Below are 12,657 nucleotides of genomic sequence, written 5' to 3' on the forward strand. Positions count from 1 at the left end.
ACGGAAGGAGCGTCCATGCGGTTGATCGCCGTGGGCTGCGAATACGCCGGGGTCACGACGCTGATCGACGGCCTCTACGCCTGGGGAAACGAACGGGGCGTCCACCACCACCTCGACGACCACTTCACCATACCGGACGCGTACCACCTCGACGAAGCGGAGCAGCAGGGATTCATCGACATGCTGCCGGCCATCAAAGAGCGGTTCCAGCGGTTCCAGATCGTGTACCACGTCCGCCTGATGCACAAGTTCGATCACATTCTCCTCGGCGGGTTCCACATCGAGGAAATGGTGTACGGACCCCGGTACTATTACCCGGGGATCAACATCGCGGTGCGCGAGTACGAACCGGACATGCCGGACGACGCGATCCTCGTCCATCTCCACGCTCGTCCGGAGGTCATCCGGCGGCGCATGGAGACGGACCCCCATCCCCGGCAACTGGTCCCGGCGGAGGACGTCGAACGCATCCTGGAACGGTTCGATGAAGAGGTCGCGCAGTCGTGGATCCACCGGAAGTTCGACATCGACACGTCCGATCTGACGCCCGGGGAATTGCTGGAGACCTTCCTTGAACGATCGGTTCCCTTTCTCAACACCCGGGATGCGTTGACCAGGATGCAATGAGCATGAAAATAACACACGTGGGGGCCGTACTGCTCCATCCCATGCCCTGGGTGCTGGTGAAGGTGAAGACCGACGAGGGGCTGGTCGGCATCGGCGAGGCCTATCACGGCGCCGGTGTCCACCAGATCGCCACCGATCCCCGGCTGGTCGAAAGGGCGCTCATCGGCCAGGACCCGCGGAACGTGGACAAGCTTTTTCACGATATGATGGGTTCCATGTCCGCCTCCGGATTCTACCAGGGTGCGGTCATGAGCGCCATCAGCGGGATCGAAATGGCCCTGTGGGACATCACGGGACAGGCCTGTGGCGTGCCCATCTGGCAACTGCTCGGCGGCAAGTTCAGGGACCGCATCCGTGTATACAACGACTGTCACGCGGGAGACGAAGAAACGCCGGAAGCCTACGCGGAGAAGGCCCAGGCCGTGGAAGCCCGGGGCTTCGACGCCATCAAGTTCGACATCGATCCGCAGCCTTCCCGGCGGGACCGGTACAACCGGACCATCAGCAACCACGACGTGGCCTACTTCGTCGACGTCATCACCGCCTTGCGGGAGGCCCTGGATCCCAATACCGACCTGCTCATCGACGCCCACTGGAACTACGCTCCGGTGGACATCCTCAAGGTGGCCTACGCCATCGAGGACCTCGACCTGATGTGGCTGGAGGACCCCGTGCCGCCGGAGAACATCGAGGCCATGGCGAAGGTCACCCAGGCCACGCGTGTCCCCATCTGCACCGGGGAGAACTTCTATACGCGCCACGGATTCCGGGACCTCATCGAGGCGCAGGCGGCGGACATCATCTCGCCCGATCACGCCAAGGCGGGCGGCCTGCTGGAGGGCCGGAAGATTGCCGATCTGGCCGACATGTACTACATCCCCATTTCACCGCACAACATCTGCGGCCCCATCGGGACGATGGCCGTGTGCCACCTGTGCGCGGCAGTACCCAACTTCCAGGTGCTCGAATTCCATCACCTGGACGACGAAGTGTGGAATACGCTGACGGTGGAACGGGACCTGATCCGGGACGGGCATATCGACCTGCCCATGACGCCGGGCCTGGGCGTTACGCTGGACGAGGAAGTAGCCCGGCGCGCGGCCCGGGAGGACCTCGGTTTCTTCTGATCATGGACCGGGAATGTGCGCGGCCGGCCGGGACGCCTGCCGGCCGAGAAGCACATGACCGACCTGGGATTCCAATAGACCACGGATACCATGGGATATGATGCCGAAATCGTCGGCCCGCGAATGAACCCGGACCTGACCCCCGAACTGGAACGGGAGGCCGCCTTCTTCCTGAAATGGGGCTATCTGATCGTGGAAGATGCGCTGACCTCCGGGCAGATCGAGCAGCTTCGGGACGCCCTCGACGAGACCTTCACCCGGCGCGGCGAGTCCTTCATTCACCAACTACTGGAAGAGGACCAACGGTTTGCATTCCTGCTGGACAACCCACCCGTCCTGGACCGCATGAAGGCCATACTCGGCAACTGCATCCAGCTGCACAGCGCGACGGCGCGGGTTACGAAACCGGGCGAACCGGACCAGAACTGGCACAGGGACATACCCTGGCCCAAGGATCCGGAGCCGCCGCCCTACGGCAACGAGCCGGGCCAGATCAACTGCGGGTACTACCTCGACCAGCTGACCATGGAAAACGGACCCATCGTCATCGTGCCGGGCAGCCACCGGGCGCCCTTTAAGCCGCCGGAGACCCAGGCCCGTTTTCCGGACGAGAAGCATGTACTGGCGAGGCCGGGACAGGCCGTCCTGTTCGACGGCTGGCTCTTTCACCGCGGGGCCGCCAACCAGTCGGACCGCAACCGCAAGGTCTGCCTGATGTGCTACCAGAACGCCTGGATGAAGTCCCGGGAACCCTTCGACGGCCCACGGGTGACCGCCATGCGGGAGAAGGGAACCCGGGAACAGAAACTGCTGCTCGGCGCAATCGACCGCTGGTAGCGTAACATGACCGACGTCCTGCCCTGAGCGAGATGAGCGAGATGAGCGAGTTGAACGAGATGAGCGAATTGTCCATGATGGATATCCATCGGGCCGAAATGCCCGTACGCATCGGCATCTCGTCCTGCCTGCTCGGGGAGCGCGTCCGCTACGACGGCGGGCACAAGCGCGACGACTACCTGGTGGACGTGGTCGGCCGTTACGTGGAGTGGATCCCGGTGTGTCCGGAAGTGGAAGCAGGCATGGGTACCCCGCGGGAGACCGTGCAGTTGACCCGGGTCGACGGCGATGTCCGGATGCTGACGAAAAACGGGGTCGACCACACCGACATGGTGGACTGGTTCGCCCGCCAACGCGTGCAGACCCTGGAGCAGGCCCGGCTCAGCGGCTATATCCTGAAGAGCCGGTCACCCTCCTGCGGCATGGGAAGGGTGCCCGTGGTCCAGCCTGAGGGCGCCGCGCTCCGTAACGGGCGCGGGATATTCGCCCGGCGGCTGATGGATGCCCTGCCCCATCTGCCCGTGGAAGAAGAGCGGCGGCTGCATAACCCGCGGGTCCGGGAGAACTTCATCAGCCGGGTTTTCGCCTGCTACCGCTGGCTGCAGCTCGCCGATTCGGGCCTGACCCGGCAATCGCTGATGAGCTATCACCGGGCCTACAAGTACCTCCTCATGGCGCACAGCCAGGAGGGCACGCGCCGTCTCGGACGGCTGCTGGCGAAACCGGAACGCTACGCCACCACCGGGGAACTGTCGGACGCCTACCTGGGCGAATTCAACCGCGTCATGAAAAGAACGCCGTCCCGGCGGAATCACACCAACGTGCTGCAGCACATGGCGGGCTATGTCTCCGACCGGCTCGACGCCCGTACGCGCCGTGAACTGACGCGCATGATCCAGAAGTACCACGAGGAGCTACTGCCCCTGATCGTGCCCGTGGTCATGCTGCGGCACTACGTGCGCGAGTTCGACATCACCTACCTGCAGGACCAGACCTACCTCCAACCCTTTCCCGGCGAACTGATGCTGCTCAACCAGTTGTAGCCCTGATCTCGAGTTCCGCAAGAAATACTGTTATCAAGTTGAGTCTAATAGTCGATCAAGTTCTGCGACTATTCCCAGTGTTGAACTAACTGTGGGGGAAAGTTCATCGGATGTTTGCTGGACTTTCTGTTTCAGTCGGTAAATTGCTGTTCGCGCCTCTTCGTCGTTTGTTCCTTCCTGAAATGTTTTAAGGAATTCGCGCCAAAACACTGTTTTGATTCCACTTAGTTGTACGTCGTTTAACTTCGTCATGTAAGAATCCATAATCCCAGTACGAGCTAAACGACCAAAGTTCCCTCCACCGTCAGATTCAGGTTTATCTAATACTGGATCTGATTTTTGTGGGTAAGGAGCAATTCCGTTTGGGATATTTATGACCGTACTCAGTTGAGTTCTTCTAATATGTTGCCAGTGGTAGTTGCGAAACTCAGCAGCAAATTTTGCAGATTCAATATACGGTTCAAAGAGTATAGGTGAACCGCTTATTACGTTACCGAGAACCCATGGAACGACTACAATCAGGTCCTGCTTCGTGCAAGCAGCGGCAGTAGTTTGGAATCTCAAACTTGGCTCAGCTTCTTTTGCCAGGAGGTACCAACCTTTGAGCTCGATTCCCATGAGGATCTCACCACTTGACGCCTTACGTAATAGGACATCAGGGAAAGTCTGCGCTTGTCGAACAAAACTGTATAGAGGGTACTTTTCTAAAGGATCCCAAGTATTTCGCATATGGTTGAGAGTACCGACTACCTGTTCTTCTATTGTCGCTCCTAAGACCGTATTGAGTGTGTGCAGATCAGTTGCCATAATTCCAGATATCTGCGTCTCCGTACGGTAATAAACTGGAAGGCTCGCTATCGCTTCTATAACGTCACAATAAAGTTGATAATGCTCCCAGTCACTGTTGGGTGCTTCCTTGACTGGAGCTTCTGGTACGGTTGGGTTTTCGTTACTATTCATTGTTCGGCCAATCTCTCTATCGCAGCAGTATAGAATTCAGGTACTATCTCGGTAGCAAAATACCTTCGGCTTGATCGATAAGACACTACGGCACCGGGACATAGACCTCCAAAGGGCTCCCAAACAACATCGCCCGAAACCGTTGACGCGCGGACAATACGATCAATGAATTTCAGTGGTTTCTGACTCCCGTGCAAACTACGGAATTTGTACTTCATCGCACTGCGAGATCCACGGATACGCTCAGAACCTCCGACTTGGGGTTCTCGCCAAACATTCGTGATACCAACTTCGCATTTAAATTTAGCTCGCATCTTTTCCCACTGAGAACCTGTTACCGGATTGTTGCCATCCACGCTAAAATAAGGTCTACCTTTGAGCTCACCGTGTGTATTTGCAAACTCTACCAGCTTTATAAACGTTTCAACTGGCGGGAAGTACCAAAGATGGTCGGCTGTCAGGTACTTCCTTGTCGCAGCATTGAGTACACCGCACGCTTCATTTGCTAAACGCAAAGGTAAACCTGTTCGTTTCCACTCGTACCTTAGCCATTCCTGCATATTGTAAGATTCACTATCAACTTGAAATCTGGTAGCTTTAACATAATGTACGCACACTTCCGTAACTACAGGGAACTTCCTTAGAGTCTGGGTGTTTGCGTTTCCTGCAATATGTCCTATTCCCTTATCCCAGATGTTACAACAACGATACTCCCACCCGTTCGATACAAGGACCGGATGTACCGTAGCCCAACCTACTTCGGTATTCCAGAACCATAGGGTGGTAGATGGTGTAGAAAACATGCTCCAAGCTTTTATGTGTTGCTCGTACCAATCTGCCAATGAATCAGCGGTATGACTGTCACCAGGAAACCCCCCGATACCGTAAGGACCATCAGAGATTATACAAGATGGCGGTGGCCAGTTTGCGTATTGACTTTCTGCATGGTCAAAGTGAATTGACACCTGATTGCGAGTGTAAGACTCACCTTTTTCTGGTGAATTTGTGGATTGTTTTTCACTTAGTTGAACTGACATTCAATAAACCATTGTTGTGTAACACATATTATATTTTGTGTGCAGTTGATTAATCGCTTTTCTGAGTCATGAGTTTTAAGCAAGTCTAACGAAGGCGCGGACTAGGGTAGTTCTATTAGAAGAAGCTATCGTGGTAGTGTCAAGTGGATTCCATTTGCAACAGAATCTAGTGACAGGTTTAACCTTCTCGGCTTACTATTGATGTTTCTAAATCCTTTCTACAAAGTACTTGACCGTTACATCCATTAGATGAATTTTCCCTTGTTTGAGTGAGAACGTATCGTGGTCGTAATATACACCTTAGGAATTCATGGTGATCGGCTTTTATGGTAGATAACCTGGTTTCCATCCAGCTCACCGACGCGCAGGTCGCCCGGTTCCACGAAGAAGGCTATCTCGTCGTCCCGGACCTGCTGACGGCGGATGAAGTCGAGGCGTTCGTCCGGCACCAGGCCGATCCGGAAGCCGAGTCCCTGAAGCAGGGGCTCCGTACCCACCTTTCGGACCCCTTCTGGCGCCGGCTGTCCCACCATCCCAACGTGGCCGGCGTCGCCCGCCGGATCCTGGGCGGACGGCCCCGCATCGTACAGACCATGTACATGGCCAAGGAACCGGCCAAGCCGGACGAGGAACTGGGCGGCGCCGGCATCTCGCTGCACCAGGATTCCCACTACCTGCCCAACGAGCCCGACACGTTGATGGCCTGCTGGATCGCCATGAGCGATACCGATCCGGAGAACGGCGGACTTTGCGTGGCGCCGGGCAGCCACAAGGACACCCTTCGGGAAACAACCCTGAATACCAATCCGGAGCACATGAGCTGGGAAAACGACTACGGCATGAGATCGCCGGACGGCCGCGAATGGACCGAGAAGCTCTACTCCTTCGACGTGGTGGGCATCGAGGAGGAAGACCTCGTCCGGCTGACGGTGCCGCGCGGCAGCGGGGTGTTCTTTACCAGCAGGACGGTGCACGGTTCCTACGCCAACCGGTCGCACACCCGGCCGCGCCTGGCCTTCGCCGTCCACTACGTGAAGGACGGCACCTGGGTGTTCCGGACCGACGTACAGGATACAACCCCGGTGGATCTGCCGGGAGCCTGACCCAGGTTTATACTGGAGATTCATTTCCTGGAGAATCGATGGAACGCCTGAACGTCCTGCTGCTTCCCGTACGCCCCATTTACAGCCCGTGGTGCGTGGACATCCGGACGGCCATCGGCGACCGCCACGAATTGCGGGACCTCGACGATGCCAGACCCCTGGCGCCCCAGTTCGCCGGCGTGGACGTGGTGATCGACCAGGGCGGAAGCCGGGGCACGCGGGAGATGATGGACGCGGCGGCCGACTGCCGGCTGTGGCAGATCGTGGGCACGGGATTCGACCACTTCGAACTGGCCTATATCAAGACGAAGGGCATCCCCACGGCCAATACCCCCGGACTGTTCAGCGACGTCGCCCTGGCCGAGACCGCCATGATGTTCATCATTATGGTATCGCGGCGGTACCGGGAAGCGGTGGACAATTTACGACAAGGCCGCATGTACAATCCGCTCGGATACGAGCTGGAGCACCAGACGCTGGGCATCGTGGGATTCGGCGCGAGCGGCCAGGCGCTGGCCCGCCGGGCGAAACCCTTCGGCATGCGGATCCTGGGGATCGACGTCCGGGAGATCGAATCCGAGGTGCTTGACGACATTGAGCCGGACTTCATCGGCGGCCCGGACGACCTGGACCGGGTCGTGGCCGAAAGCGACTTCCTCTCCCTGCACCTGCATCTGAACGACGAGACCCGCCATATCATCGACGGCCGGCGGCTGGGGCTCATGAAACCGACGGCCAGCGTCATCAACGTGGCCCGCGGCGCCCTCGTGGACGAAGCGGCCCTCTACGACGCCCTGGTCGAGGGGAAGATCGGCGGGGCCGGCCTCGACGTCTTCGCCCAGGAACCGCCCGATCCTTCCCTGCCCGTCTACCAGTTGCCCAACGTGGTCGTCACGCCCCATATCGCCGGGGTGACGGACGGTACCTCCCGCCGGCGGGCCGCCGCGGCCGCGGAGAACACGGACCGGGTCGCCCAGGGCCTGGAACCCCTGTACCGGATCGACCTGTGACCTGCCGGCCACCTATCCCGGAAACCCGACCTCCATGCAACAGATGACCACCGCCGAAGCCATCGTCCGGACGCTGATCGGTCACGGAATCGATACCGTCTTCGGACTGCCGGGCGTGCAGAACGACGCCCTCTACAACGCCTTCTACGACCATCGGGACGAAATACGCCTCGTCCACACGCGCCACGAGCAGGGCGCGGCGTACATGGCGCTCGGATACGCCCTCTCGACGGACCGGCCCGGGGTCTACAACGTGGTCCCTGGACCGGGGTTTCTCAACGGGACCGCCGCCCTTTCCACGGCCTATGCCACCAACGCGAAGGTGCTCTGCCTGACGGGCGAGATCCCTACGAAGTACCTTGGGCGGCACACGGGCCAGCTGCACGAGATCAACGGCCAGCTCGATGTGCTGCGGTCCCTGACCAAGTGGGCCGCACGGATCGACAGTACCGCCGGTGCGCCTTCCAGAACGGCCGAGGCCATCCGGCAGCTGAATTCCGGCCGGCCGCGCCCCGTGGGCCTGGAATGTCCCTGGGACGTGCTCGCGTCCGAAGGCGAAGCGCCGCCCATTCCGGAACCGTTACCCATATCCAATCCCCCGGTGGACACGGAGATGCTGGAAGCCGCCGCGCGGAAACTGGGCCGGGCCGAAAACCCCATGATCTTCGTCGGCCGCGGCGCCATGAACGTTTCCGGGGAGATCACGCGGCTCGCCGAACTGCTTCAGGCGCCGGTCATCGGGTACCGGACGGGCCGCGGCGTGCTCGACAGCCGCCACTATCTGAGCCATCCCAATCCCGCGGCCCACAAGCTCTGGCCGAAGGTGGACGTCGTCCTCGCCGTGGGATCCCGCCTGGCGATCCCACAGCTTTACTGGGGCGTGGACGAGCACCTGACGACCATCCGCATCGAAGTGGACGCCAGGGCCCAGGACCGCATCGCCCGGCCGGACATCGCCATCACCGCACGGTCCGAAGACGCCATGCCCCTGCTGGTCGAAGCGGTGGAAAGGCACAACCGCGTTCGTGCGTCCAGGGAAGCCGAAATGCGCGCGCTTAGAGCGGAGACCGAGGAGATGTTCGCGTTCCTGGAACCCCAGACTTCCTTTCTGCGGGTGATCCGGGAAGAACTGGGCGAGGACGGCCTCTTCGTGGAAGAACTGACGCAGGTGGGTTACGCCGCCCGGCAGATCATGCCGGTGTACAAACCCTACACCTTTGTCTCCACGGGCTACCAGGGCACCCTGGGCTGGGGCTTCCCGACGGCCCTCGGCGTGAAGGTCGCCCACCCGGACAAACCCGTCATCTCCGTAACGGGCGACGGCGGGTTCATGTTCGGCGTGCAGGAACTGGCCACGGCCGTCCAGCACCGCATCGGCCTGGTGACACTCCTTTTCAACGACAACGCCTACGGCAACGTGAAGCGGATGCAGCAGAAACTGTACGGCAACCGGGTGATCGCGTCCGACCTGCACAACCCCGATTTCGTCCGGATGGCCGAATCCTTCGGCGCCCGGGGCATCAGGGCGGAGACCCCGGAGGAACTGCGCCGGGCCATCCGCGAGGGGTTTGCCGAAGACGGTCCCACCCTGGTGGAGATCCCGGTGGGCGAGATGCCGGACGTGGACCGCTTCAAGCGGGGGGCCCGCGTACGGGGCACGGCCGAACGCTCCGAGCACGCCCTGCAATGGTAAGGCCCGGCAGCCAGCCCGCAGGACACGCACAGCACATGTTTCTGATACCCGAAGACAGCGGACTTTTTCGGACCCTTCGGCATCTGGTGGACACCCGGAAGATGGTTTTCCTCGCCGGACTGCCGGGCACAGGAAAGAGCCTGCTTCTGCAGCAGTTGGCCATCCTGGCCCACGGCCGCGGGCGCACGCCCCACCTGCTCCAGTGGGACGTCTGCCGGCTGCCGTTCTTGACAAACGACCGCGTGAAGGAACATTATCACGAGCAGGACGGGATCACCCACGCCGGCGTCCGCAAGGCCGTGGGCCTGTGGGCCAGGCGCGCCGTCGGGCACTGGGCCGATGCGCACCGGGACGACCGGGATATCCTCATCGGCGAGGTCCCGATCATCGGCAACCGGCTGGTCGAACTCGTCCGCAGGGAGCAGGACCCCGTCGAGGCCCTGCTCTCGGACGGGGAATCCGCCTGCTTCGCCATACCGACGCCCTCCCGGCGGGTCAGGCGGCTCATCGAGACACAGCGCAAGGAACGTAGCGTCAGCCCGCTGCACGAGCGGGAGAAGGGGGACGCGCAGCCCGACATCATGTATGCGCTGTGGGAAGACCTGCGGGAGGTGGCGTCGCGATTCGGCCTGCTCGATGAAACAGGGCAGGCATGCGGGGCGGGCGAGTACGATCCGGACCTGTATTGCGACACCTATTCCGCCCTGCTCAAGCGCCGGCCCGCGGGCCGGATCGACCTGGACATGCTCCTGTCCACGGAAGGCCGGTCGGTCTACGACCTTTCCGCCGGACAGCGGGACCTCGTCCCGTCGGCGCCGGAAGTGGAAGCCGCCATCCAGGAAATGGAAGACCGGTATGCCCGTCCCGAAGCGTTGGCGCAAGCCGTGGAACAGTGGTATGAGGTGTAACAGTGCATAACGGAGATCAAGTATGAAAACCGCACGCTTCGCCTGCAACGGCCAGGTCCTCGAGGCCGTCTTCGAGAACGGACAACTCATGGTGGGCACGGTCGCCTACGATCCGGAGGACGTCATGTTCCTGCCGCCGGTAGCCCATACGAGCAAGGCCATCGGCGTCGCGCTGGGGTACACCGAGCACGCGAAGGAACTGAACCTGGACCTGCCCGAGGAACCCATCCTGTTCAACAAGATGCCCCAGACCTTTATCGGCCACCGGGCGAAGATCGTCGTGCCCCCGGAATTCGACTACCTGCACTACGAATGCGAGCTCGTCGCCGTGATCGGCCGGCCCGCCCGGAAGGTGAAGGCCGCACAGGCCCTGGACTACGTGGGGGGCTACACCATCGGCAACGACCTGACGATCCGGGACTTCGTGAGCAACTACTTCAGGCCGCCGATCAAGGCCAAGGGTTTCGATACTTTCGGCCCGCTCGGCCCCTTCCTGACCACCGCGGACGAAATCGATCCCACCGACGTGCACCTGCGCACCTACGTCAACGGGGAACTCCGACAGGAAGGCTGGACCGGCGACCTGCGCCACGGCGTCGCCGAACTCATCGAGTACATCACCGCCTACATGACCCTGAACCCCGGGGACATGATCTGGACGGGCACGCCGGAAGGCATATCCCACATCCACGCGGGCGACAGCCTCCGGCTGGAAGTGGACGGACTGGGCGCCCTGGAAAACGACGTGGTGGCCAGTCTCAAGGAGGGCGGATCATAGCCATCCAGGTTTCCACGCAGGCACACCCGAACGAGGCCGAAGCGAAGCGGTTCATGGCCCGCTTCCGCGAGGAGGGCATCGGGCATTTCATCGGCGGTTCGTCCGTCCCCTCCGCCGGCGGCGACACCTTCGAGAACGCCACGCCCATCGACCATTCCGTGCTTTGCACCGTGGCGAGCGGCGGACCGGAGGAGGTCGGCGCCGCGGCCCGTGCTGCAACGGAGGCCTTCGTCGACTGGCGCGATACGTCCGGGACCGAGCGTAAACGGCTGCTGCACCGGGTTGCCGACCTGATCGAGGCGAACGGCGAGGAGATCGCCCTGCTGGAGACCTACGACACGGGCCAGCCCATCCGGTTCATGTCGAAGGCCGCGGCGCGGGCCGCCGAGAACTTCCGGTTCTTCGCGGACCGGGCCGAAAGCGCGTCGGACGGCCTCTCCCTGCCGGCGGCCGGACACCTGAACTATACCCTGAGACAGCCCATCGGGCCGGTGGGCATCATCACGCCCTGGAACACGCCTTTCATGCTCAGCACGTGGAAGATGGCGCCCGCGCTGGCAGCCGGCTGCACGGTCGTGCACAAGCCCGCGGAATGGAGTCCGGTCACGGCCACGCGCCTGGCCGAACTGGTCCACGGGGCGGGCATTCCCCCGGGCGTGGTCAACGTGGTCAACGGTATCGGCGAGACCGCGGGACGGGCGCTCACCGAGCATCCGGACATCAAGGCCATCGGATTCGTGGGCGACACGAGGACCGGGCGGGCCATCATGCGCCAGGGCGCCGAAACGCTGAAGCGGGTGCATTTCGAACTGGGCGGCAAGAACCCGGTGGTCGTCTTCGCCGACGCGGACCTGGACCGGGCACTGGACGCCACGGTATTCATGATCTACAGTCTCAACGGGGAGCGGTGCACGTCGGGCAGCCGGGTGCTCGTGGAGCGGGCGGTCTACGACGAATTCACCGGCCGGCTCGCGGAACGGGTGAAGCGCATCCGCCTGGGAAACCCCTTCGACCCGGCCACCGAACTGGGTCCCCTGATCCACCCGCAGCACCTGGAGAAGGTCCGGAGCTACGTGACCGCAGGGCAGGAGGAGGGCGCCACGCTGATCGCCGGGGGGAGATGCCCGGAGCTCGCCGGCGCCGGCAACTACTTCGAGGCCACGCTCTTCGGCGACGCCGACCGGTCCATGCGCATCGCCCGGGAGGAGGTTTTTGGCCCTTTTCTCACGGCCGTTCCCTTTGACTCGGAAGAGGAAGCGCTGGAGGTGGCGAACGACGTCGACTACGGCCTGGCCGCTTATCTCTGGACGCGCGACGTCACCCGGGCCCATGCCTTCGCCCAGCGCCTCGAAGCCGGCATGGTCTGGGTGAACTCGGAGAACGTGCGCCACCTGCCCACGCCCTTCGGCGGCATGAAGGCGAGCGGGATCGGGCGGGACGGGGGCGACTACAGCTTCGACTTCTACATGGAAACGAAGAACATCGACATCGCCCTCGGACACCACCCAGTGCCGAAGCTGGGAAAATAAGAGGA

12 protein-coding genes are annotated in these 12,657 nt (G+C 61.5%); 10 read left to right on the top strand and 2 right to left on the bottom strand.

The annotated features are described in order from the left end of the window. Positions 1-15: 15 nt before the first annotated feature. The 4 genes from F4X08_12485 to F4X08_12500 all read left to right on the top strand — a co-directional run bounded on the left by F4X08_12485 (position 16) and on the right by F4X08_12500 (position 3,634). Positions 16-627 (top strand): hypothetical protein, encoded by a 612-nt coding sequence (locus tag F4X08_12485; protein MYD26619.1) that lies wholly within the window; start codon positions 16-18, stop codon positions 625-627. A 2-nt stretch (positions 628-629) separates the two neighbouring features. Beyond that, positions 630-1,754, top strand: a complete 1,125-nt coding sequence (locus F4X08_12490) for a mandelate racemase/muconate lactonizing enzyme family protein (protein MYD26620.1) — start codon at positions 630-632, stop codon at positions 1,752-1,754. 90 nt (positions 1,755-1,844) lie between these two features. Beyond that, the gene (locus tag F4X08_12495; protein ID MYD26621.1) at positions 1,845-2,591 is read left to right on the top strand and encodes a phytanoyl-CoA dioxygenase family protein; all 747 of its coding nucleotides are present in this window, start codon (positions 1,845-1,847) and stop codon (positions 2,589-2,591) included. A 32-nt stretch (positions 2,592-2,623) separates the two neighbouring features. Next, a complete protein-coding gene (locus tag F4X08_12500; protein MYD26622.1) occupies positions 2,624-3,634 on the top strand; it encodes a DUF523 and DUF1722 domain-containing protein in 1,011 nt (336 codons plus the stop codon). Positions 3,635-3,667: 33 nt separating this feature from the next. Here F4X08_12500 and F4X08_12505 read toward each other — a convergent pair whose 3' ends face one another. Both F4X08_12505 and F4X08_12510 read right to left on the bottom strand, forming a co-directional pair. Then, complete coding sequence (locus F4X08_12505; protein ID MYD26623.1) at positions 3,668-4,594, bottom strand: hypothetical protein; 927 nt, start codon at positions 4,592-4,594, stop codon at positions 3,668-3,670. Further along, positions 4,591-5,631 (bottom strand): site-specific DNA-methyltransferase, encoded by a 1,041-nt coding sequence (locus tag F4X08_12510; protein MYD26624.1) that lies wholly within the window; start codon positions 5,629-5,631, stop codon positions 4,591-4,593. The genes F4X08_12505 and F4X08_12510 overlap by 4 nt, the downstream gene beginning before the upstream one ends. 326 nt (positions 5,632-5,957) lie before the next feature. Between F4X08_12510 and F4X08_12515 the strand changes: the two genes are divergently transcribed. Genes F4X08_12515 through hpaE form a run of 6 tightly spaced genes read left to right on the top strand, consistent with a single transcriptional unit; the run spans position 5,958 to position 12,652 of the window. Further along, positions 5,958-6,734, top strand: coding sequence for a phytanoyl-CoA dioxygenase family protein (locus tag F4X08_12515; protein MYD26625.1), 777 nt, complete (start codon positions 5,958-5,960; stop codon positions 6,732-6,734). Between the two features lie 38 nt (positions 6,735-6,772). After that, on the top strand, positions 6,773-7,744 hold the full coding sequence (locus F4X08_12520) for a D-glycerate dehydrogenase (protein ID MYD26626.1): 972 nt from the start codon (positions 6,773-6,775) through the stop codon (positions 7,742-7,744). A gap of 34 nt (positions 7,745-7,778) precedes the next feature. Then, positions 7,779-9,437, top strand: coding sequence for an acetolactate synthase (locus F4X08_12525; GenBank protein MYD26627.1), 1,659 nt, complete (start codon positions 7,779-7,781; stop codon positions 9,435-9,437). Positions 9,438-9,472: 35 nt separating this feature from the next. Then, a complete protein-coding gene (locus F4X08_12530) occupies positions 9,473-10,345 on the top strand; it encodes a hypothetical protein (protein MYD26628.1) in 873 nt (290 codons plus the stop codon). 22 nt (positions 10,346-10,367) lie between these two features. Next, on the top strand, positions 10,368-11,123 hold the full coding sequence (locus F4X08_12535; protein ID MYD26629.1) for a 2-hydroxyhepta-2,4-diene-1,7-dioate isomerase: 756 nt from the start codon (positions 10,368-10,370) through the stop codon (positions 11,121-11,123). A gap of 53 nt (positions 11,124-11,176) precedes the next feature. Continuing rightward, entirely contained in the window at positions 11,177-12,652 is a 1,476-nt protein-coding gene (hpaE, locus tag F4X08_12540; GenBank protein ID MYD26630.1) for a 5-carboxymethyl-2-hydroxymuconate semialdehyde dehydrogenase, read from the top strand. Positions 12,653-12,657: the final 5 nt, after the last annotated feature.

The sequence above is a fragment of the Gemmatimonadota bacterium genome, assembly GCA_009841265.1.
In the GTDB taxonomy this organism is placed as follows: domain Bacteria; phylum JAAXHH01; class JAAXHH01; order JAAXHH01; family JAAXHH01; genus JAAXHH01.

What these genes read in the sequence shown, in the direction of transcription:
- F4X08_12490 (MYD26620.1), top strand. Translation starts at nt 630, where the DNA reads ATGAAAATAACACACGTGGGGGCCGTACTGCTCCATCCCATGCCCTGG.
- F4X08_12535 (MYD26629.1), top strand. Translation starts at nt 10,368, where the DNA reads ATGAAAACCGCACGCTTCGCCTGCAACGGCCAGGTCCTCGAGGCCGTC.
- F4X08_12530 (MYD26628.1), top strand. Translation starts at nt 9,473, where the DNA reads ATGTTTCTGATACCCGAAGACAGCGGACTTTTTCGGACCCTTCGGCAT.
- F4X08_12515 (MYD26625.1), top strand. Translation starts at nt 5,958, where the DNA reads ATGGTAGATAACCTGGTTTCCATCCAGCTCACCGACGCGCAGGTCGCC.
- F4X08_12525 (MYD26627.1), top strand. Translation starts at nt 7,779, where the DNA reads ATGCAACAGATGACCACCGCCGAAGCCATCGTCCGGACGCTGATCGGT.
- hpaE (MYD26630.1), top strand. Translation starts at nt 11,177, where the DNA reads ATGGCCCGCTTCCGCGAGGAGGGCATCGGGCATTTCATCGGCGGTTCG.
- F4X08_12495 (MYD26621.1), top strand. Translation starts at nt 1,845, where the DNA reads ATGGGATATGATGCCGAAATCGTCGGCCCGCGAATGAACCCGGACCTG.
- F4X08_12505 (MYD26623.1), bottom strand. Translation starts at nt 4,594, where the DNA reads ATGAATAGTAACGAAAACCCAACCGTACCAGAAGCTCCAGTCAAGGAA.
- F4X08_12485 (MYD26619.1), top strand. Translation starts at nt 16, where the DNA reads ATGCGGTTGATCGCCGTGGGCTGCGAATACGCCGGGGTCACGACGCTG.
- F4X08_12500 (MYD26622.1), top strand. Translation starts at nt 2,624, where the DNA reads ATGAGCGAGATGAGCGAGTTGAACGAGATGAGCGAATTGTCCATGATG.
- F4X08_12520 (MYD26626.1), top strand. Translation starts at nt 6,773, where the DNA reads ATGGAACGCCTGAACGTCCTGCTGCTTCCCGTACGCCCCATTTACAGC.
- F4X08_12510 (MYD26624.1), bottom strand. Translation starts at nt 5,631, where the DNA reads ATGTCAGTTCAACTAAGTGAAAAACAATCCACAAATTCACCAGAAAAA.